We start from the raw sequence: 20334 nt of genomic DNA, 5'->3' as shown, positions 1-20334 counted from the left end.
ATAGTAAATAAGTTAAAAAATACCATCTACCGATTTGAGGGGGAATGAGCATGACACGTCAAAAAAATATCGTCTATAACGTCTTATTAAACGAGACACGGGACCAGGTCCTGATGGTCAAAAACATCGGACCGTCGTATTCGTACTACACGTTACCGGGGGGGACGGTAGAAGCGGGGGAGACGTTGCCGGAAGCAGCCGTCCGGGAAGCGAAGGAAGAGACCGGTTATGACGTCGCGGTCGGGGAACTGTTACACGTCAGCGAAGCATTTTTCCCGCAAGTCGAGGAACATTGTCTGTTCTTCTTTTTCCAGTCGGAAATTCGCGGGGGTGAACTCGGTACGATTTTCCCGGATGAAATCGAAGAGATTTCGTGGGTGACGATTGCCGACGCCGTTCAGTTCATGAACTTGTCGAAAGAATATGAACAGATTTTGACGACGCAGCAGACGGTTCCGTACGTCTTTAATGGACAAATTACACACTGAGCGGAGGGATACACATGCAGATTGTCGAGACAACGGACCTGGATACACTAGCTAGGCTGAATCGCTACGTCCATGAGCCGCACGTCGCGCAGCAGCCGGATTTCTTTAAACCGTACGACTTTGCGACGGTCCGGGCGTTTTTTTCAAAAATCGTCGGATCCGGCACCCATCAGTTTTTGATTGCCGAACTCGACGGGAAAGCGATCGGCTACGTCTGGATCGAATACCTGCGCCGTCCGGAAAGTGCCTTTCAGTTTGCCAATTCGAAAGCCCGCGTCCATCATCTCTGTATCGTCGATGACAAACAGCAGCAAGGGTTTGGCCGTCAGTTGTTGCTTGAAGTCGAGCGCAGGGCACTAGAGCAGGGCATACATAAAATCGATCTCGACTACTGGATGAGCAATGACGGGGTTGATGTCTTTTACGAACGGCTTGGCTTTGAAAAGATGCGCCAAGTCGTCGCGAAATCGTTAAATTAAGAAAGAAGGAAGTATGAATGGATTATACAGACTTGAATTTTATCTTTGGTTTGCTGCGCATAGCAGTCCTCGTCATGGCCATCCCGTCAATGGTGTACGCGTTGTATCTGTTGCGGAAGATTGCTAATAAATAAGCGGCACCTTGTTTCCTCGAAGGAGACAAGGTGTTTTGTATTACATCCATTAAAAACAGGGTATTTAAATAATGAACGGCGTCTTCAGGAGGCCTTGGAACTAGGAGGGATCAGATGTTATTTCTATTCATCGGTTATTACGATGCAGAAAAGATGAATCAGTCCTCGCAACAAGAGCTCGATGCCGTCATGGAACGGTGTAATCCACCGCTCGAGACCTTTTTTACGAAACTCAACGTTTTGTATGAATGGCATCCGGGAGCCGAAACGAAACGGGCCCGGCTTCTCGACGGTCAGATTCAGCATCAGGACGGACCGGACCCGGACAAAACGGAACAGATCGGCAGTCTGATCGTGTTTGAAGCGGATGATTTGGAACAGGCGGTCGACTTGGCGTTGCTTCATCCGACGACCCAGTTACCGGAAGCACAGAAGTACGGCTGGCGGATGGAAGTGCGACCGCTGATTAATCCGAAAGAAGCAAAATAGACGGTTTTTTGAACATACAGCGCATTGATGCGTTGTATGTTTTTGTGATTTTCGGGTATACCTGTTTCATAGCTATCAACAGAAACCAGAAAGTCAGGTGAAGCAGACGTGTCGATCATTACCTTTGAAGACGTGCAGTACAAACACATACTCCGTGGCATCTCGGGTGCGTTTACGGAAGGAAAAATCACGACGCTCGTCGGACCAAGCGGTGCCGGCAAATCGACGTGCTTAAAACAAATCAACGGACTGATTTCTCCGGACAGCGGACGGATTCGTTACCGCGGCGAGGACTTAGAACAGATGAACCTTGTCGAACTGCGGAAACAAATCGGGATGGCGTTTCAAAGTGCGCCGATGTTGCCGGGGTCCGTCCTGGATAATCTCAGTTTGCCGAAAACGATTTTCCACGAGACCTTGGCACCGGACGAAGCAAAGCGACTGCTGGAACAAGTCGACCTCCATGTCGACTTAAAGCAGCCGGTCAAAGAGTTGTCAGGCGGTGAACGGAGCCGGCTTGCGATTGCCCGGACGCTCGTCAATCGACCGGATGTCTTGTTGCTCGACGAAATCACGGCCAGTCTTGATTTTCGGATGGTCAAGGAAATCGAACAGCTGATTCAGCGCCTGCAACGCGAGCTTCAGGTGACCGTCATCTGGATCACGCATGATCTTGATCAGGCACGCCGGGTCAGTGAAGAGGTCTGGTTCTTAAAAGACGGTCAATTGCTTGAGCAGGGGGACGTTTCGTTGCTTGAGCCGGACGGAGCACGTTCGGACATTCAGGCGTTCCTAAAGGGGGAATTGTCATGAGTTACGTCCAACTGGCAACTTCCCTGATTTTCATCGCGATACCACTGATTCTCGCCTTTACGCTGAAACTTGGGCTTGAAAAAGATATCTTAATTGCGACCGTCCGCTCGATCATTCAACTGCTGATCATCGGGTATATCCTGACATTCGTTTTTGAGAGCGACAGTCCGATTTACATCCTGTTGATGATTCTGTTGATGATTGGTGCCGCGACGCTGAACGTCATCCGCAAGGGCGACGGCATCCCGGGGATCCAGTGGATTGTTCTCGCGACGCTGATTTCGGTCGAAGTCCTGACGATGGGACTGATGCTTGGATTGAACATCATTCCGTTTGAAGCCCAGCAAGTCATCCCGATCAGCGGGATGGTCATCGGGAACTGTATGATTCTGTCGCTGTTATTTCTCAATAAGTTCAAGGACGAGGTCGAACGGAGCGACGAAGTCATTGAACTGATCTTATCGCTCGGCGGTGATACGAAAACAGCCATCGATACAAGCCTCAAGAGTGCCGTCCGGACGAGTATGATTCCGACGATTGAAGCGCAAAAGACGATGGGCCTCGTCCAACTGCCGGGCATGATGAGCGGTCTGATCATTGGCGGGGCCGACCCGATGGAAGCCGTTCTGTATCAACTGCTGATCTTATTCCTCTTGCTTACGACGGCAGCAACGTCCGCCGTACTCGTCGGTTACATGTCTTATCGGAAACTTTTTAATCAGAAGTCACAGTTCATCGGTTTGACTTACCGCAAGGCAGATAAGTAAATGTGTCCTATTTGTCTGGGCATACAAAAAGGGGTGTCGGAATCAAATCCGGCACCCTTTGTCGTATAAAAAAATAAGACATTCCATGCGACTTGAGCGAGTGGTGAAGTGGTCTCAACGGGCGAGCGCGATGAGATCGATCAGAAGATGGGTCAGCCAAGAACCCCAGATACTGCGTCCCATCTTCAAATAGACGTAATTGAAGATTAAACGGGCGACACCTTGAAGTAAAAGCACGTGGGCGACTGTCGAGAAGACTGAACCGTCCCAATAGGAAAAGACATGCATCAAGCCAAAAATGAGTGCACTGATCAGCGAACTGAGTAAGAAGGATAGTCCTTTACTCCGCAAACCTTCCAAAATGCCGATTCCGAGCAATTCTTCCCCCATCAGCATGAACGGTAACATGAAGATCAATTGATTCAGGTGCCCGGCTCCCGGATTGGCGGCCCAATCAAAGCCGATTCCTTTTGCAAGTAATCCGGTCAGCGTGGCGGTGACAAGATAGACGATGGCGCCGACAGGAATCAGCCAAAGTTTCCGTGGACGGGAGAAGGCAATTTTACTATCGGTTTGAAAAGCAATCAGCCACGCTAGCCCACCTCCGATGAACAATCCCCACCAGGCCCAGCTGAAAGAGGTGAGAGCATAAAATCCGGAGATCAACAAAAAGGCTCCGAGTATTAATCGGACGTTCGTCGTCTGCATCGTCTGTGTTCGATCTGCATCCATATTCAATTCCTCCTCATAAAGTGAGAGGTGCAAGGTCAATGTGGGATTAGGAAGGAAATAGAAGTACAAAATCAATGTCAGAGGCAGGTCATACTACATATGGTTAGATATTCCACGTCGGTTTAGGTTCAAAACTAATTTACTTATAATATACTCGTTAAACATCCATTCAAATTTCGTAAAGGTTGAATATCCTTTTAATGGTATTATATGAATGTAATATACATAAAAAGGAGAATGAAATGACAACATCATTATTGCAAATTCAACACATGACAAAGACGTACCAACGGGGAACGGAGACGATTCATGCACTGGACGATGTTTCGTTTTCGATGCAGGAAGGGGAATTCATTGCCATCATGGGGACGAGCGGCTCCGGAAAAAGTACCCTGCTGAACATTCTCGGTGCTCTCGATCAGCCGACAAGCGGTACGTTGCGGTTGCGGGATGAAGCGCAACGTGAAATCTTCACGGAACCGGCGGCGACGTTATATCGGCAACAAAACATCGGCTTCATTTTTCAATCGTTCCATCTGCTCGACGATTTGACGGTTTCGGAGAATGTCGCGTTGCCGTTGATGTTAAAAGGAGCGGACACCGCAACAATTCGCCGGCGCGTGAACGATCTGCTCGAACACGTCGGTCTGTCACGGTGGGCGAAACACCGGCCGACCGAGTTGTCTGGCGGACAACAGCAACGCGTGGCAATTGCCCGAGCGTTGATTGCAGAGCCGCCAATTATTTTAGCAGACGAACCGACCGGGAATCTTGATTACAGGACGTCGACGGAAATCATGACGCTGCTAAAGGCGCTGAACAAAGAACAACAGACCAGCATCCTGCTCGTCACGCATGATGCGCAGGTCGCGTCTTACGCTGACCGGGTATTGTACTTCCACGACGGACGTATCGTAGCCGATCAGCTGTCGACCGGAGAACTTGGACCAATCATGGAGACGTTCGAGCGTTACGTGAGGTCGGTATGAAGCAGGAGAAACAGCATTTGTTCCGATTAGCACTGAGATTATACCGGAAAAGTCCGATGATTCTTCTGACCTCAATCGGTAGCGTGATGATTTCGATTTTACTTGTCCTGTCGATGGTCTTGTTTGTTTCGCAAAGCCAGGCTTCGGTTCAAGCTGATATCGAGCGGCTCTTCGGCAAGATGGACTTGTCGGTCGGCTATCAAAGTGGACAAACCAAAATCATCGATCAATCCTTTTTGGACAGGTTGACAGGAGATCAACAGACCCGGCAGATTTCACCGATTTTGATTACGAATTTGACGGTCACCGGACAAACGACGGCGGATGTTTATACGATTGGGACAAAAAACGATACGCTCGCCAAAAGCCGCTATCATTTTAAGCAATCAGTGGGGCGGGGCGAGGTCATTCCGAATGCGGGATTAGCCAAAGCCTATGACGTCAAAGTAGGACAGACACTCACGATTGCAGGTAACAAGTACCGCGTGATTGAAATCCAGCCGGACGCATCAGCGAGCGGAGCAGCACCGGATACGCTAGTGATGTCGTATGCGGATGTCAAAGAATTAAATGCAACCGTCGGGCAAGAAGGTCTTGCGACGTATGTCTTGGTTCAGTTGAAAAAGGATTCGGATGTCGTTGCCTATGCGGATCGACTGACACAAGCCATATCTGGACTGCGCGTCGAACTTGCCGAAACCGAAACTTCGAACGTCAACGGTGTCTCGGCCATGCAGGTCTATGTCGGCATCATTGCCGGACTGATTTTAATCGTCTCCGCGTTTATCCTGATGACGAATTTTGATGTTTTTCTCCGCAAACACCGCTATCAGTTCGCGATCCTGAGGACGCTTGGGGCGACGACGCGGCAATTGTTTCAGATCTTCATGATCCAGTCGGGTCTGATTGTCTGCGCCGGAGCACTGATGGCTTTCTTATTAAGCGGATTATTTTATGGAGCGTTGCAGGAGCAGTTGCGGGAACTGTTTGCATTGAAGGGAGCGGTCATTCCGTTTGATGGGCAACTGGCCTTTCTCGTTACAATCGGCAGTAGCCTGTTGATTCTTTTATTGCTGAGTGCTGCTGCTTACCGCAACCGGCGGATTCTGCCGCTCCATGTCATGCGTCAAAATCATGATAGACCTAAAGCGTCGCAGCTCAGTGGACGTTTCGTTAAATTTTTCGTCTCACTCACAGCAGGGGCGCTGTTATATGCGACGATTCTCGCGCAAACAGACAATCACCGAGCCGGTGGGTATCTCGTGTCGACTATCAGTTTTCTTCTGATGATGTACAGCGCAACGCCCTTGTTGCTGAAGTGGCTGTTGGTCCGAATTGAACCGTTGCTTCAAAAAGTGGCTGGACCGACGACGTTTGTGGCTGTTCGGAGTGTCTTGCCGCAAATACGGAAAAACGCGTTGCTGATGTTGATCGTCCAAATCCTGCTGGTTGTTGTTGTCCTCGGTTCGACCTTCCTTGAAACAATTAAACAAAATGAGCTGACCTATCTGAAGACACAATATCCGACGGAACTGGTCCTGAAAAGCCGCTTGATTGAAGGGACAAAAGCTGATCCACTTGAACTGACACAGACGATTGAAGAGGAGCTGCCGGAAGCAAAAAGTACGTTCGTTTCTCCGGTAAGTGGACTTGAAATCATCAAATCAGATCACACCATTACTTTTAATTACGCATTGACAGACCTTGAAAAACTTGACGCAATTGGTAAACCCGTTCGCTCTTTAGAAAACGATCAATTCATCGTCTCTAAAGCATTTGCGCAAGCGAATGAATTGGAAGTTGGTGACCGTCTTGAGGTGGGGCGTTTTATCGACGGAGAAATGGGGACCGTCTCGATTGGTCAATTTGAAGTCGGACAGATTGACCCGGACTTACCAACGGACGCCTGGTTCGACTGGCGGTCGTCGATCCGTACTTCTGAAGACCGGCTTGGTGCACTGTATATCGATGCAGCCGACACGAAGCAGACACAGACCGTGTTGCAGGAACTGACGACACGTTATCCGACGCTCCAGTTGAACCGGTATGAGACGTCCGTCAACCTGGCGAATCAGCAACTGCAAGAACGATGGATCGTCTTCATCGTCGCGCTGGCTGTCATGAGTGTATCCGTCTGGTTTGGTCTCGCCAATTCGTTATTGAATTATTTGGCGACGAAACGACGCGAGTATGCATTGTTGCGCACGTTGGTCTTGACCCGGTCGTCGCTCCGACGTTTGATTTTGATTCAAATGCTGATTTTCATCGGTAGCGGCATCGGATTCGGACTCGTCACCGGGATTGGCACCACCTTCTTGATTTCACGCGTCGATGGCGGAAACATCGCACTGGACTTGACGAGTATCAACATGACGGTTGTCGGACTTGTCGTGTTGGTGTTTGGACTGATCTGGTTCACGACAAGACGGAACCAGGAGAATCTAGTCGAAGAATTGAATCAATGATTACAAAAAACCGTGAACCCGATTCCTGAAAGAGGAATGGATTCACGGATTTTTTTTATTCTGAGAAGTTTTCAGCAAGCGGACGAAAAAGAAGAATGCAACCAGCACAAGTAGAATATTTGTTACGAGCGTCAATCGCGGCAGATCAAGGAGGGTGGTGTTCAGCAGATTGACGAGAATCAATCCCGCCAATAACAAGCGAAACACTAAAGGAAAAGTGCGAGAAGACAAATGAAGACCTCCTTTCTCCTCCTGCTTTTCTTCAATAAGCAGGAGGAGGGGAATGAACAGCGAATTCTGTCTAAAGAGAACAAAACGGAAACGGGGCGTTCGAAATGCGAAAGACGGTACTGGCACTACTCTTATTAGGAATGATCGGCGGCATCGGTTGGTTTTTTCTTGAGCAGGAACAGGATGAGACGTTTGAACAAATCGTACGGGCTCGGGTGACGACACACGTCGCCGAGCAATATGGCAAAGAAACAATCATTGCGGTCCGGTCTGCCTATGACAAGACAGCTTCTTCAAAAGAAGCCCGGCATCAGGTTGCCGTCCAGCTGAACACCGATCCGCGTGGTGAATATCAGGTCTTTCGACTGGCGAAGCAGCAGGTCGTCTTCGTCGGCCGGACACGCTCGTTGCCGGAACGGGAATGAATCAGTTTTCCTGTGTTCGTAACCTGATGTAGGAGACAAGTGTCGGGATAGCCAGCGCCAAAGCGACAGCCGTCGCGAGCAGGAGCGGCACTGAGTCAAGCATTATGTACGAGACGACGGCTGCTACAATAAGTCCGGTTCGAAGGACATTTAATCGAAATGATGCAGTTGGAACATCCTGATCAGGTACTAGGAATGACATCCGGTACTGAAAGTAGAAGTGGATCAACAGTCCAAGTTGGACGATCAGTAAGAAAGTAGAATCGGATTGTTCAAAAAAAATGGCGTAAATCGTCATCATCATGACGAGCAGATACAAACCAGTTGTTAACATCAGACGGTTCTTCAAGAGAGAATCCTCCTTTTTCTTATGTAAGCTATGACTTCATATACGTCCGTTTTAACCAAGTGTTCCCAGAATTCTTTACTTAAACAAGCAATCACCATGTCATGAAAGGGGAAATGAAGATGTTTTACGGATTATGGACAAAGTTTACGACGCAAGCAGGTGAGGGACAACGATTGGTGGACTTATTGTTAGAAGCAGCAACTTCCTTACAGGATGTCTCGGATTGTAAGCAGTATGTCGTCAGCACGACTGAAGAATCCGATACCGTAATAGTCCGGGAGATTTGGACGGACCAAGCGGCACATACAGCGTCATTGCAACTGCCGGCGACGAGACAGTTGATTGAACAGGCGCGACCGATTCTGTTACATGTCGAACGGGTGCTTGAAGATCAGCCACATGGGGGCAAAGGATTGGTATAATTTTTCCAAAAAGAGGGAACCCTTATAGTCAATACACGTATTATCGTCATGAGGTGAGAAAATGAACAAACAAGAACGGATTCAGACCATACAAACCATTCGCAAGCAAATGCAACCGAGACGGATTCTGTCGGTCGTTTTTACCGGCGGTGCTTATTCGGCAACTCACTTTTTTGACCAATCCATTTGGTCGATTTTGGTGTTCCTCTGCGCACTGGTGATTTCCGGCGTGATGTTAAGTCGTGAAAGTTTCGAAATCAGCCGACTGTCAGACTCGACACGTGCCAAACGATTGATTCGACTCCGGTCCATCATGGGTTTTGGCATCATTTCACTCATGCTGCTCCTGATCATCACTACAGAACGGAGAGGTGATACGGACATGTCACTGCTTTACGTGGCAGGTTTCATGCTGCTTGGGATTGGAATCGAAACCATCATCGAGCACCGGATCCGTCGAGCCGATCCGGAACAGCCGATGAGCAAAGAATACCGCTGACTAAATACATTTTGTTGGAAAAGCATCCATAGCATTCGGATGCTTTTTCTTGTGTTCAACTGACGGTATAAGCAGGCAAATCGCTTTCCTGTCCGCCTCTGACATATGATAGGAACGACGCGTACAAAAGGAGGGCTTCTTATTCTTGCCATTATCATCGGATTAATCATCGGGATCCTCGTTCCCGTTCAAACGAGTGTCAATACACGCTTACGCGGCATTGTCGGCACGCCGTTCCTTGCATCTCTGCTGTCGTTCAGCATCGGGACGGTTTTTTTGATCGTACTGACGCTGTTCGTTGAACAGAATTTCCGTCTGAATCCGGGTGTCTGGTCGGAACCCGGCTGGACTTGGATCGGCGGCGTGCTCGGTGTCATTTTCTTGACTGGAAACATTCTGTTGTTTCCGCGAATCGGCGGTGTCCAGACCGTCATCATGCCGATTTTCGGTCAGGTCTTAATGGGCCTGTTGATTGACAACTTCGGTTGGTTTTCGACCGCCGTCACACCACTGTCGTCGACGCGACTATTCGGCGCTGGATTTGTGCTGCTTGGTGTCGTCGGTACCGTTGCACTCGGTGACTGGCTTACAAAACGCCGCTATCCAGAACAAGCGAAGCCGGTCGATCCAACGATCTACGGTTGGCGGATCATGGGTGTCGTCATGGGAATGATGAGTGCCGCTCAAGCTGCGATCAACGGGCATCTCGGAGTGGTGCTCGATTCCGCCGTTAAAGCAGCATTGATTTCCTTTATCGTCGGAACGGTAACGTTGTTGCTTGTCAATCTAATCGTCCGGACGAAGTGGCAGTTTGATCGGTCGCTCCCGACACCATGGTGGATTTGGATTGGCGGCTTGATCGGTGCTTTGTTCATCGCCGGGAATGCCGTCATCGTGCCGCTTGTCGGAGCGGGTGCTGCTGTCGTCATCGTCACCATTGGTCTGTTGACCGGCAGTCTGCTGATTGACCGGTTCGGATTGTTTGGCGCAGCGAAAGCGCCAGTCACAGGTGTTCAAATCGTCAGCCTCGTGCTGATGATTGTCGGCATCGTGCTGATCCGGCTCTAATCAAAAATGCTCCCTTCCAATGACGGAAGAGAGCATTTTTTAGTCCAGTTCGACTTTGACGGTTGTTGGTTTCGGGAACGCTTCACTTGACGCATACATGACGAAAACGTGCTGATCGGCTGGCACTTCATAAACAAAATCGACTCGCGAACGAAACGGAGGATAATACTGGAATCCATTTTTCCACGCTTTTTCATTTCGGTTGACGTAATCGATTTGTTCATACTCGGTTCCGTCCGGTGCTTGCAGCGTGAACGTATTCGGACGGTAATTCACGGAACTTCCGTCATAATCGTAATACGTATCCTGAAAAATCAACGGCAACGTGACCAATTGGTAACCGCTCCGCGGTTTTAATTTCAACTCTTTCGGTGGATTCGGCAACAGGCTATCGACATGAAACACTGCTTTTTTCTGAAGCGGATCACCGGGATAGGTCTTGACGACACCTTTATTCATCATCTGTTTGACCGCTTGTTCTTCTTGATTCGTCAACTCCTTTGCTACCGGAGGCAATTCGATTTTGACGGTGACCGTTCTCGGGAACGCACTATCTGATGCATACAGGACCAATACTTTTTCGTCTTCCGGTACTTGATAGACGAGATCGACGCGTGATTTTTCGGGCGGAAAATACTGATAACTGAATTTCCAGGCTTTTTCATTATGATTGACATAATCAACCGGCAAATATTCCTTTCCGTCAGGAGCGGTCATCGCATAGGTGCTTGGCCGATAGATGGACTTGGCACCTTTTATTGAGGAATCCTGATTATCCTGCATAATCGCCGGAACCGTTACAAAACGGTAGCCGGGTTTTTCTTTTAAATCGAGCTCTTTTGGTGTCTCGATCAGCGGATCGACATAAAAGAACTGATTATTGATCCGTTCGCCGCCTGGAGTCGTCTGCACCATACCTTTTTTCATCAGCTTCTTGATTTTTTTGTCGGTTTCCGACTGAGAAACAGCCGCTGTTTTCTTCGACTCGGTCTGTTTTAAATCAGCGATTTTCGTACCGGTCGTTTGAACGGCAGACGATTTATCCTGCGTCTGTTTTGGTGCTTGCGTGATGTCTTCGTTTGCAGCAAACAGGAACAGGCTGGAGACGCCAGCGGCTAAGACGACGCCGATCGTGCCAAGGGCCAGTTTAAAACGGCGTTCCGTCGCCTGGGTATTGACGGCGACACTGCCGATCGCTGCATTCGGCGTAATCCGGACGGCCCGTTGTGCCGGCAACAGCGCACCGAGCACTCCGGTCACGACCGGGATGAACAGCATCACACTGAGGAACAACAGCTCATTGACCGGGAACTGGTTATAGACGTATCCAATCATGGCGAGCGCAAGTAAGAGACCGATGACACCGGCGAATAACCCGGTCAACATGCCTTCCGTCAGGACAAGCAGCCGGATCCAGCTGTCGCGCCAACCGGTTGCTTTTAAGACGGCGAGTTGCGGTTTCCGCTCATTGACGTTTTGCCACATGATTTCCGTTGTCGTCAGGATGGCGATCAAGAGGGCGACCGCCATCGCGACGTAATGCATCGTCCCGACTTCAAGCGCGACGTACTCGCCGAGCCAGGTCGCATACAAGACACCTTTCAGTCGGAACGTCACAAAGAGGAAGAAGATGAACAGACTAGTCGGCAGGGCAATCGCGACGATGGACAGTAACGTCCGTTGCCAATACGTGAACAGTTGATTAAGACTCATCCCGAAAATCGATTGCGACCGGACGAACCGGCGGCCTTTTGAGACTTCACCGGACCGCATGCTTTCAAAAGGCTGGATGCGGCGGATGAGCGCCATCGGGACGAGTGTACCGCCCCAGTAAATCAACAGACCGGCGAGTCCGATCAACAGGATGCGGCCGAGGGCGATCGGATGATCCGTCGTCAGCCAGAACGATCCGAGAATCGTCCAGGAAATCAGGGCGACGAAGGTACCGAGTAGCGTCGCTTCCAAAAATAGCAGCTTTGACAATTGACGCGGACGCCAGCCGAGCGACAGTAAAATCGCAAATTCTTTTTTACGGGCATACAGCAAGATGATGTTTGAACTGAAGACGTAAACGAGCGCGACCGCAATCACACTTGCGATGACGCCGCTCATGCCGACTTTCGCTTCTTGAAAAATCGCCATCGAGGAACCTAGTTTGATCCACGGTTGCTGGACCCATCCTAAAGCGGATTCATTTTTTAAGCCGGGCAGGTAGGTCAGGGCGAGTTGCGGCGAGGACCCGAGCGTCACATCGGTAATCAGTCCTGTCTTGTCTTCAATCTCTTGAGCGACCGCCTGTAGTTTTTTTTCGCTCGTCGCATTCATCGCTTCGACCCCTTTGACGTTGACCCGGATCGCCGAAATGGCTTTATCGCCGCGAAGTTTAAACGCCGCATCGAGTGTCGTCAGCATCGAAGGCGGTTTCGTCAGGAAGTCATACGGATCATTTGTCGGCTTAACGTCGCGGACCGGATTAACCGGCCGTTCATTTTTGTCCATGACCCATTGGGCTTTCGCCGGGAAGTACGTCTCCATCGGCAGCTCCGTCAATGGATCCTTCGAAATGTTCAGCTTTTGTGGGTCGAACACACCGATAAACTTTAACTTCATCTTTGGTACGGAATTTAAATTGATGGATGTATCTCCAAACGACCGGGCTTTTCGGTACATCGTTCGTTTGGCCAATTGAACATCTTCCGGCACTTCCTGTGGTATGACCTGATAGGCAAACGGCCATCGTGTAGCGAACGGACTCGCGAGCGCCTGGTATTCGACGGAGGAAGGCTTCAAGTACATCCAGTCAAAGCTTCCAGCTGGTTTGGACGGGACCGTTCCTTTTAAAATATCGTTGACGAGCTCTTTCGAGGTTTCGCTCGTCGTGATTTTATACACCTTAGCCGGTTGCACCGGAAGCGTCTTCAGATACGATTTCCCGCCTTTTTTCATAATGTCTTGGACGGTCTCGGTCATCGAATCATTAACTAAGGGAACATCGACTTTTTCATAGCGATACTTCCGGTACGCATCGACATATTCGTGACTGTTTAAAATCAACGGGATGTTCCATACATCATCTCCGTTGTCTGTCGCGATATCGTCTTTTGTGAAATAGCGGCTGTGTGTCGCTTTTTTCGTCGCTTGATCGAGACCGACGAGCCGGGCTTCTGCTTTTGGATCGATTCCGGCGAGCATCGTTGCGCTGCCGAACTCCATCAGCGGTTGTTTTCCCAACTCTTGCGGCGAAAGATCACGATTCAGGCCATCGCTTTCGGAAGGAGACCACCCGGCACCTAAAAAGTAGGAGTTCGTCTGATGTTCTTTTTGTAAACCGGTATCCTGAACATCTTGAATCGTGACTTTATAGATGCCTTGTTCTTTAAAATCGTATGTCCCAATCTGGGCATCCGCATAATAATTCCCGATCATCGCGATCGGAGCCGCGACTTCAATATCGTTTATCTGTTGAATCGTCTTGTACTGTTTCATTGTGATGCCGCCGTCGAGACCGCTCATATAGTTTGGCTCAAGCAGCTTCAAGTCTTCCGTTACACTGCGGCTGTCCGGCGGTCGGACGACGATGTCGTAAGACGAGCCCCAGCGCTTTTGCAGTTCATCAACGACGGTACCGTTGTTCGCCTGCGTCGTCCCAATCAGATAACTGAGTCCGGTGCTGACAATCAGGACACCGACGAGGAGCAGGATGAACCGCTCCTTGTTACGCCACCAGGAATTCCAGATGAATTTAAGCATCAGCCGTTCCTCCAATCATCCTTTGACTAGAAAAAAACGAAACAACAGGTTCAATAAATGATGGTTCATTCATTCGGATGACGATTGGATTTTTACGTACATCGCTCATCACAGTTCCTCCCTCAAAAGTTGTATGTCATATTTTTCATGTGAAAATGATTATTTTACCATTATATACAATTAAAGAGCCTTTTTGGTTCAGAATGGATATAATTATCTAAAAATTCCATCAATTTATTTTTACGAATCGTCCGGAATGACTGCTTAATTTGGTTAAAGGACATCCGGTAAATGGAAGCGAATAGGATATAAGTAGCGGATTTTTAAAAGGAGGAATGGCGATAATCATGATTGGTATATTTGCCGTGATTGCTGTAGGAATGACGATTTTAGCGGCACGACGCGGTTACCGGGAACGGTCAATGGATGATCGTACGTATACGTCAAACGATCACGAACTGGATATCCATCATCGAAATGACCCGCCATCCTGGTAAGGGGGAGGAAATATCCATGAAAAATAAACAGGAGCGGACCCGGTTCATTCAGGAGGCAAAACGGCGACTGATGAAACAACGCATATTGAGTGCACTGTTGTACGGAACAAGTATTGTCCTGATTGTCGCCAATCGCGGGGCTTACTGGCCGTTCGCCGTTCTCATCGTTGCGCTGGTCCTGATTGCCCGTCTGCACTCAAAAGAAGTCAACCGGGATATGGCGCTGACACCGAACCCGGCAATGAAACGGATCATCCAGATCCAGTACGTAATTGATTACTGTTTCATCGTATTGGTCGGTCTTTTTCTGCCGGTCGTATTAAATCTGAGTCTGCCGTTCTTCACCAGTATCGGTGTTTATCTGTTGCTCGCCGTTGTGCTCTTACTGACGGATACGGTTCTTGAACGCCGCGGAAAAGTACTCGATCCCGAGCATCCGACGAAAAAAGAGTTGCGGACCTATCCGAAGACGTGGAAGAAGCTGAAGACTTAAATGGGGGCATAGCAATGCAGGAAACAAACGAAATTCACCATGCATTACGCGAAAATGAAACACTGCGCGAACAGTTAATCCTCGTCGACCGGCTCGGACTGCCGGATGCCTGGATTTGCGCCGGTTACATCCGGTCGTTGATTTGGGGACTGACTTTGACTGAGGAACAGGACATTGATGTCGTCTATTACGACGCGACCGATAGATCGGAAGCGACGGAAAAACAGTACGAAGAGCAATTGAAATCTTGGCAACCGTTGCCGTGGTCCGTTAAAAATCAGGCGCGGATGCATCTGAAAAACGAGTTACCACCGTATCACTCGACCTGTGACGCGATCGCGCATTTTCCGGAGACGGTGACGGCGATTGCAGCGAAGTTAACAGACGGACAGTTCCAGTTGTATCTGGCCTACGGCGCAGCCGATTTACAGACCCGGACGATTCGCCCGACCCCGCTGTTCTCAAAAGGATTACCGCGTCATGCGATTTTTCAAAAACGCGTCACCGGTAAGGGATGGGACAAGCGGTCTGATTTACGGATCGTCGACCGGTTCTAAAAAATCAGGATCAACTGTCAAAGGAGGGATCAGATGGATTTTCGGAAGATGCTGGTTGCCGGTCTCGGTGCCATACTGATTTTTTATCTATTCCGGGAACCACCGGCGCCTGACTATAAAAAGAAATTTAATGAATCCATCGAGACCGTGATTAAACTGGAAAACGAAGAACTTATTCGTCAGAACGAGGCACCCATCGAGCGGAAAGAGACCGGTATCGAGGTGAGTGACGATGGGGACTGGATTGAACTGTACTATGATGCACCTCTGCAGGGAGATAAAAAAAGTGTTTACCAAAAGCAGGGTGACCGGTACGTGCGGGTGACGGATATAAAGACGGTGTCCGATCAACTCGACAAGGCAAAAACGACGTATCTCGAGAATTTGGGAATCAAATGAAAGGAATCATCATGAGTTATCAAAAAATGCTTATGCCGGAACGCTAAATCGGTATAAGCATTTTTTGTTGCCTTGCTGTTAGTGCATCTGAATGAAAAATTTACTTGAATTCAAACGCGATGGGAGGAAAAAGCAGCATGCGCTTTTCTAAATTCAGAAGGTGTCATTTGTTTGACTTGTTTAAACTTTTTAATGAAGTAGCTGAAATGGTCAAATCCGGTCATCAATGCGATATCAAGGACAAGATAATCGGTCTCGCGTAACAAGATGGCAGCTTGTTCACACCGATACTGATTCAAATAATGGAGCGGTGAAACCCCAATCACGCTTTTAAAATACCGTGAAAAATAGGAAGTGTTCATTTGGACGATTCCTGCTAAATCCTCCATCGTGATTTTAGTGGCATACTGTTCCGTGATATACGTCAGGATTTTTTGAATGTTTGCTTGTTTCCGCTTCATTTCAGGTTGAACCGGCTCAAACACATCCTCTTTAAACAGCACATAAAGAAGTTGGAAAAGAATCGTTTTGACATGGAATAACTTTAATTGATTCGCTTCCTCGTAGTGCTGAATGATTTCTTGAATGTACGTCCGTAGTTGAAGACGAACTGCGTTAGGCAGTTCGTGTACGGAACGAAAGCGGACTTTGTTTGAAATCAAGGGTCGGATGTAATGTGTTTGGATGGCATCCGGATAATCAAAGCCAAACATCTTCGGGTGAAAAACGATTGCGTGATGAAAAGACGAACCGGACGCTGATAATTGATGTAAATCCTCGGCATTGATCAGTGCGATATCCCCCGCCTGTAAAAGATGGACCTCCGAATCAAGGGCAAGAACCAGTTCGCCCGCCTCGACAAAAATTAGTTCAATCTCTTTATGCCAATGAAAACCGACATGATAACCATTCGGTTTTTGTTTACTGTAAATATGTAACGGAAAATCCAATGTCCCATGAATTGAAGTCTCGCGCAACTCTTGCTGAAGATGCATCCTAATTTCTCCTTTGTCAAAAATGTGCTATTTATTATTCATTTTTGTACAAGAATATTGCTTTCAAAAACGGCTACACTACTTCTTGTAAGGGTTTTCAACAAGGGGTGTGAAAAGAAATGATTAAAAAATGGTGGCACACAAGTGTGATTTATCAAATTTATCCAAAAAGTTTTAAAGCTGGTCGTCCAGATACAAGTATAGGCGATTTAAAGGGTGTTATCCAGAAGTTAGATTACATCAAAAGATTAGGAGCAGATGTGATCTGGTTATGTCCTGTCTATCAATCGCCTCAAATCGATAACGGATATGATATTAGTGATTACTATTCGATTTCGCCTGAATATGGCACGATGGAAGATTTTGAACAGCTGATTGAGGCATGTAAAAATCGTGGTATCCGACTGATCATGGATTTGGTCGTCAATCATACGTCCGATCAGCACCACTGGTTCCAACAAGCATTGCAGGCAAAAGATAATCCGTTCCGCGATTATTATATATGGCGCGATCCTATAAAGGGAGGGGTTCCGAATGAGTTGCAGTCTAACTTTGGTGGGGCGGCATGGAAATGGCATGCTGAAACGGATCAGTACTACTTACATTTCTACAGCGACGCACAACCTGATTTAAACTGGTCGAATCAAAAGTTACGTCATGATATCTATGACATGATGAATTTTTGGATTGATAAAGGGGTGAGTGGATTCCGAATGGACGTCATCGATTTGATTGGTAAAGATCCGGACCATCAAATCAAGGAAAACGGACCCATGCTTCATCCGTACTTACAAGAGATGTACGAGCATACATTTGGAAGCCATGATTTATTGACGGTCGGTGAGACGTGGGGGGCAACGCCAGAAAATGCACCCCTTTACTCTGATCCGGAACGGCAGGAATTGAGTATGGTATTTCAGTTCGAGCATCTTCAATTGGATAAAATCCCCGGAAAACAACGTTGGGATGTACAACCGCTCGTATTAACAGAGTTGAAGCGTGTTTTGAATACATGGCAAACAGCTCTTCATTCTAACGGATGGAACAGTTTATTTTGGAATAATCACGACTTGCCGCGGATCGTTTCCAGATGGGGGAACGATCAGGAATTTCGAGTGGAATCAGCGAAAATGTTGGCAACACTTTTACACGGCATGCAGGGTACCCCTTATATTTATCAAGGGGAAGAGATTGGGATGACGAATGCGGCTTATGCCTCCCTCGCGGATTATAAAGATATCGAAACACAAAACATATACCGTGAACGGATTAAAAAAGGGTTCAGTCATGAACAAACGATGGCAGCCATCCGATTAAAGGCGAGAGACAATGCACGGACGCCGATGCAGTGGAATCGGGACCGGCATGCCGGTTTTTCAGACGCGACACCATGGATGAAACTCAACGAAAATCATGAGGATATCAACGTCGAGCAGGCACTACATGATCCGGACTCCATCTTTTATCATTACCAGGCATTGATTGCCCTTCGGAAAAAACATGACGTCCTTGTGTATGGATCCTTTAGATTGATTCTTGAACAACATGAACAAGTCTTTGCATACGAGCGTCATTTTCAAGGCAAGACACTGGTCGTCGTCTGTAACTTTTATGAACAACCCGTCTCAATCGTCTTTCCGGGAGCGGAAAAACGGATCATTTTGAGTAGCAATTATAAAGATTCTTCCGTTGAACTGGAAGACGTGTATCTGCGTCCGTATGAAGCCATCATGTATCTTGAGAAAAGAGGAGAATCAGGGAATGAAGATTAAGCAAAATACATACGACGTGGTAGCAGAAGAAATTCTGGAAGCGATTGGCGGCCCGGATAATGTCATCAGTGCCTCGCACTGTGCGACACGGCTGCGCCTTGTCCTCCAGGATGACAAGCGCGTCGACACGAAAGTATTAGAGGAAATCGATTTAGTCAAAGGTCAATTTTTAAGTGGCGGACAATTCCAAGTCATTATCGGAGCCGGTACGGTCGACGAAGTTTACCGGGAATTCATCCAACTTGCGGGCATCGAGACTTCGAATAAAAAGGATGTAAAAAAAGATGCTGATCAAAAAATGAATCGCTTTCAGCGTTTGATTAAATTATTGTCGGACATCTTCGTTCCGGTCATTCCGGCGCTTGTCGCAGCCGGTTTACTGATGGGAATCAACAATGTCCTGACATCTCAGGGTCTGTTCATCAGCGGAAAATCTTTGATTGATCTGTATCCCGGAATTGCTGATTTGGCGAGCATGATCAATCTCTTCGCCAATGCGGCGTTTGTCTTCTTACCGATATTAATCGGCTTCTCGGCGACACGGATTTTTGGTGGGAATCCCTACCTGGGAGCCGTCATCGGGATGATCATGGTGCATCCGGACTTGCTGAACGCTTATGGATACGGTCAGGCAGTCATTGATCAGACCGTTCCGGCGTGGAACATATTCGGGTTTGAAATTGAGAAAGTGGGCTACCAGGGAACGGTCTTACCTGTCCTAGCCTCGTCTTTCGTATTAGCCTTTACAGAAAAACGGATTCGCAGAGTCATGCCGTCTGCGCTCGATAATTTGCTGACTCCGTTGTTGTCAGTGTTCATTACGGCCGTCTTGACGTTTGTCTTTGTAGGAGGTGTGATGCGGAGTGCGGGGAACGTCCTTGCCGAAAGCCTCGTTTGGATGTACGACACGTTAGGATTCGTCGGTGGTGCGATTTTCGGACTCTTTTTAGCTCCGTTGACATTGACCGGTATGCATCATAGTTTGTTACCGGTTGATATCCAGCTGATTGCAGGTGGCGGATCCTTTTTACTGGCACTGGTCGCCTGTAATAACGTAGCGCAAGGCGGCGCAACATTTGCTGCGATGCTAACGACACGCGATTCGAAATTAAAAAGTATCGGCGTTTCATCCGGATTATCCGCGCTGCTCGGGATTACGGAGCCCGCTATGTTCGGTGTCAATCTTCGTTTGAAGTATCCATTTTATGCGGCGATGTTAGGGTCAGCGGTAGGTGGAGCCTACGCGGCATTTACAAAAATCTTGAATGTCGCGCCCGGTCCTGCCGGAATCACAGGCTTCGTCACGATGAAACCCGGTAGTATCATCGATTTTTTAATTGCCGTCCTATTATCCGTCATCGTTTCCTTTATCCTGACATTGGTATTCGCAAAATCCAAACGCTTTAATCGAGTTGATCAGTAATCAGCGGTATGAATTAAGAACACATATTGAAGTAGGGGCGGGAATTAATTTCCCAATCTCTTACTTGAATATGTGTTTTTCTTCGGAATGGACGTTTG

At 48.1% G+C, this 20334-nt stretch carries 21 protein-coding genes; 17 read left to right on the top strand and 4 right to left on the bottom strand.

The genetic code is table 11. The features are described from left to right. The first annotated feature begins 50 nt into the window (after positions 1–50). From DVG79_RS05635 to DVG79_RS05615, 5 genes are all read left to right on the top strand, one after another. Entirely contained in the window at positions 51–488 is a 438-nt protein-coding gene (locus DVG79_RS05635; RefSeq protein WP_158537524.1) for an NUDIX domain-containing protein, read from the top strand. Between the two features lie 14 nt (positions 489–502). Then, positions 503–967: a GNAT family N-acetyltransferase gene (locus DVG79_RS05630; RefSeq protein ID WP_114595836.1), complete on the top strand. Its 465-nt coding sequence runs from the start codon at positions 503–505 to the stop codon at positions 965–967. A gap of 248 nt (positions 968–1215) precedes the next feature. After that, positions 1216–1590: a YciI family protein gene (locus DVG79_RS05625; protein WP_114595835.1), complete on the top strand. Its 375-nt coding sequence runs from the start codon at positions 1216–1218 to the stop codon at positions 1588–1590. A 108-nt stretch (positions 1591–1698) separates the two neighbouring features. Then, a complete protein-coding gene (locus DVG79_RS05620; protein WP_114595834.1) occupies positions 1699–2403 on the top strand; it encodes an ABC transporter ATP-binding protein in 705 nt (234 codons plus the stop codon). Continuing rightward, positions 2400–3170, top strand: coding sequence for an ABC transporter permease (locus DVG79_RS05615; protein ID WP_114595833.1), 771 nt, complete (start codon positions 2400–2402; stop codon positions 3168–3170). The genes DVG79_RS05620 and DVG79_RS05615 overlap by 4 nt, the downstream gene beginning before the upstream one ends. 114 nt (positions 3171–3284) lie before the next feature. Here the strand turns inward: DVG79_RS05615 and DVG79_RS05610 are convergent, their stop codons facing one another. Next, on the bottom strand, positions 3285–3902 hold the full coding sequence (locus DVG79_RS05610; protein ID WP_114595832.1) for a CPBP family glutamic-type intramembrane protease: 618 nt from the start codon (positions 3900–3902) through the stop codon (positions 3285–3287). 242 nt (positions 3903–4144) lie between these two features. Between DVG79_RS05610 and DVG79_RS05605 the strand changes: the two genes are divergently transcribed. From DVG79_RS05605 to DVG79_RS05595, 3 genes are all read left to right on the top strand, one after another. Continuing rightward, the gene (locus tag DVG79_RS05605; RefSeq protein WP_114595831.1) at positions 4145–4891 is read left to right on the top strand and encodes an ABC transporter ATP-binding protein; all 747 of its coding nucleotides are present in this window, start codon (positions 4145–4147) and stop codon (positions 4889–4891) included. Between the two features lie 17 nt (positions 4892–4908). Beyond that, complete coding sequence (locus DVG79_RS05600; protein WP_158537523.1) at positions 4909–7356, top strand: FtsX-like permease family protein; 2448 nt, start codon at positions 4909–4911, stop codon at positions 7354–7356. Between the two features lie 335 nt (positions 7357–7691). After that, the gene (locus tag DVG79_RS05595; RefSeq protein ID WP_114595829.1) at positions 7692–8012 is read left to right on the top strand and encodes a hypothetical protein; all 321 of its coding nucleotides are present in this window, start codon (positions 7692–7694) and stop codon (positions 8010–8012) included. 1 nt (position 8013) lies between these two features. Here DVG79_RS05595 and DVG79_RS05590 read toward each other — a convergent pair whose 3' ends face one another. After that, complete coding sequence (locus DVG79_RS05590) at positions 8014–8361, bottom strand: hypothetical protein (RefSeq protein ID WP_114595828.1); 348 nt, start codon at positions 8359–8361, stop codon at positions 8014–8016. A 119-nt stretch (positions 8362–8480) separates the two neighbouring features. Here DVG79_RS05590 and DVG79_RS05585 point away from each other — a divergent pair, with 119 nt between their 5' ends. The 3 genes from DVG79_RS05585 (at position 8481) to DVG79_RS05575 (ending at position 10350) form a co-directional block, all read left to right on the top strand. Then, positions 8481–8783 (top strand): putative quinol monooxygenase, encoded by a 303-nt coding sequence (locus tag DVG79_RS05585; protein ID WP_114595827.1) that lies wholly within the window; start codon positions 8481–8483, stop codon positions 8781–8783. A 61-nt stretch (positions 8784–8844) separates the two neighbouring features. Continuing rightward, positions 8845–9282 carry a hypothetical protein gene (locus tag DVG79_RS05580; protein ID WP_114595826.1) on the top strand — a complete coding sequence of 146 codons (438 nt, stop codon included), beginning with the start codon at positions 8845–8847 and terminating at the stop codon, positions 9280–9282. Between the two features lie 105 nt (positions 9283–9387). Further along, complete coding sequence (locus tag DVG79_RS05575) at positions 9388–10350, top strand: DMT family transporter (RefSeq protein WP_114595825.1); 963 nt, start codon at positions 9388–9390, stop codon at positions 10348–10350. A gap of 39 nt (positions 10351–10389) precedes the next feature. On the opposite strand, the gene DVG79_RS05570 is transcribed toward DVG79_RS05575, so the two are convergent. Beyond that, positions 10390–14100: an ABC transporter permease gene (locus tag DVG79_RS05570; RefSeq protein ID WP_114595824.1), complete on the bottom strand. Its 3711-nt coding sequence runs from the start codon at positions 14098–14100 to the stop codon at positions 10390–10392. 347 nt (positions 14101–14447) lie between these two features. Between DVG79_RS05570 and DVG79_RS16095 the strand changes: the two genes are divergently transcribed. The 4 genes from DVG79_RS16095 to DVG79_RS05555 are packed head-to-tail and all read left to right on the top strand — an operon-like array spanning position 14448 to position 16046. Then, the gene (locus DVG79_RS16095; RefSeq protein ID WP_199505860.1) at positions 14448–14597 is read left to right on the top strand and encodes a hypothetical protein; all 150 of its coding nucleotides are present in this window, start codon (positions 14448–14450) and stop codon (positions 14595–14597) included. 16 nt (positions 14598–14613) lie between these two features. Further along, positions 14614–15090: a hypothetical protein gene (locus tag DVG79_RS05565; protein WP_114595823.1), complete on the top strand. Its 477-nt coding sequence runs from the start codon at positions 14614–14616 to the stop codon at positions 15088–15090. Positions 15091–15104: 14 nt separating this feature from the next. Next, positions 15105–15647, top strand: a complete 543-nt coding sequence (locus DVG79_RS05560) for a nucleotidyltransferase family protein (RefSeq protein WP_114595822.1) — start codon at positions 15105–15107, stop codon at positions 15645–15647. A gap of 33 nt (positions 15648–15680) precedes the next feature. Next, positions 15681–16046, top strand: a complete 366-nt coding sequence (locus DVG79_RS05555) for a hypothetical protein (protein WP_114595821.1) — start codon at positions 15681–15683, stop codon at positions 16044–16046. Positions 16047–16156: 110 nt separating this feature from the next. Here the strand turns inward: DVG79_RS05555 and DVG79_RS05550 are convergent, their stop codons facing one another. Next, positions 16157–17041, bottom strand: coding sequence for a helix-turn-helix transcriptional regulator (locus DVG79_RS05550; RefSeq protein ID WP_114595820.1), 885 nt, complete (start codon positions 17039–17041; stop codon positions 16157–16159). A gap of 119 nt (positions 17042–17160) precedes the next feature. Between DVG79_RS05550 and DVG79_RS05545 the strand changes: the two genes are divergently transcribed. Together DVG79_RS05545 and DVG79_RS05540 are read left to right on the top strand one after the other, a co-directional pair. Continuing rightward, complete coding sequence (locus tag DVG79_RS05545; RefSeq protein WP_114595819.1) at positions 17161–18813, top strand: glycoside hydrolase family 13 protein; 1653 nt, start codon at positions 17161–17163, stop codon at positions 18811–18813. Then, positions 18803–20236: a sucrose-specific PTS transporter subunit IIBC gene (locus DVG79_RS05540; RefSeq protein ID WP_114595818.1), complete on the top strand. Its 1434-nt coding sequence runs from the start codon at positions 18803–18805 to the stop codon at positions 20234–20236. Before DVG79_RS05545 ends, DVG79_RS05540 begins: the two co-directional genes overlap by 11 nt. The last annotated feature ends 98 nt before the right edge of the window (positions 20237–20334 follow it).

The organism is Exiguobacterium sp. RIT594 (assembly GCF_003339585.1).
Classification (GTDB): Bacteria; Bacillota; Bacilli; order Exiguobacteriales; family Exiguobacteriaceae; genus Exiguobacterium_A.
The sequence above is the reverse complement of the archived record's forward strand: the minus strand, read 5'-3'. Positions and strand labels throughout refer to the sequence as shown.

Coding starts and splice junctions, on each gene's coding strand:
- DVG79_RS05635 (WP_158537524.1), top strand. CDS start 51: ATGACACGTCAAAAAAATATCGTCTATAACGTCTTATTAAACGAGACA.
- DVG79_RS05630 (WP_114595836.1), top strand. CDS start 503: ATGCAGATTGTCGAGACAACGGACCTGGATACACTAGCTAGGCTGAAT.
- DVG79_RS05625 (WP_114595835.1), top strand. CDS start 1,216: ATGTTATTTCTATTCATCGGTTATTACGATGCAGAAAAGATGAATCAG.
- DVG79_RS05615 (WP_114595833.1), top strand. CDS start 2,400: ATGAGTTACGTCCAACTGGCAACTTCCCTGATTTTCATCGCGATACCA.
- DVG79_RS05610 (WP_114595832.1), bottom strand. CDS start 3,902: ATGGATGCAGATCGAACACAGACGATGCAGACGACGAACGTCCGATTA.
- DVG79_RS05605 (WP_114595831.1), top strand. CDS start 4,145: ATGACAACATCATTATTGCAAATTCAACACATGACAAAGACGTACCAA.
- DVG79_RS05595 (WP_114595829.1), top strand. CDS start 7,692: ATGCGAAAGACGGTACTGGCACTACTCTTATTAGGAATGATCGGCGGC.
- DVG79_RS05585 (WP_114595827.1), top strand. CDS start 8,481: ATGTTTTACGGATTATGGACAAAGTTTACGACGCAAGCAGGTGAGGGA.
- DVG79_RS05580 (WP_114595826.1), top strand. CDS start 8,845: ATGAACAAACAAGAACGGATTCAGACCATACAAACCATTCGCAAGCAA.
- DVG79_RS05575 (WP_114595825.1), top strand. CDS start 9,388: ATGATAGGAACGACGCGTACAAAAGGAGGGCTTCTTATTCTTGCCATT.
- DVG79_RS05570 (WP_114595824.1), bottom strand. CDS start 14,100: ATGCTTAAATTCATCTGGAATTCCTGGTGGCGTAACAAGGAGCGGTTC.
- DVG79_RS16095 (WP_199505860.1), top strand. CDS start 14,448: ATGATTGGTATATTTGCCGTGATTGCTGTAGGAATGACGATTTTAGCG.
- DVG79_RS05565 (WP_114595823.1), top strand. CDS start 14,614: ATGAAAAATAAACAGGAGCGGACCCGGTTCATTCAGGAGGCAAAACGG.
- DVG79_RS05560 (WP_114595822.1), top strand. CDS start 15,105: ATGCAGGAAACAAACGAAATTCACCATGCATTACGCGAAAATGAAACA.
- DVG79_RS05555 (WP_114595821.1), top strand. CDS start 15,681: ATGGATTTTCGGAAGATGCTGGTTGCCGGTCTCGGTGCCATACTGATT.
- DVG79_RS05550 (WP_114595820.1), bottom strand. CDS start 17,041: ATGCATCTTCAGCAAGAGTTGCGCGAGACTTCAATTCATGGGACATTG.
- DVG79_RS05545 (WP_114595819.1), top strand. CDS start 17,161: ATGATTAAAAAATGGTGGCACACAAGTGTGATTTATCAAATTTATCCA.
- DVG79_RS05540 (WP_114595818.1), top strand. CDS start 18,803: ATGAAGATTAAGCAAAATACATACGACGTGGTAGCAGAAGAAATTCTG.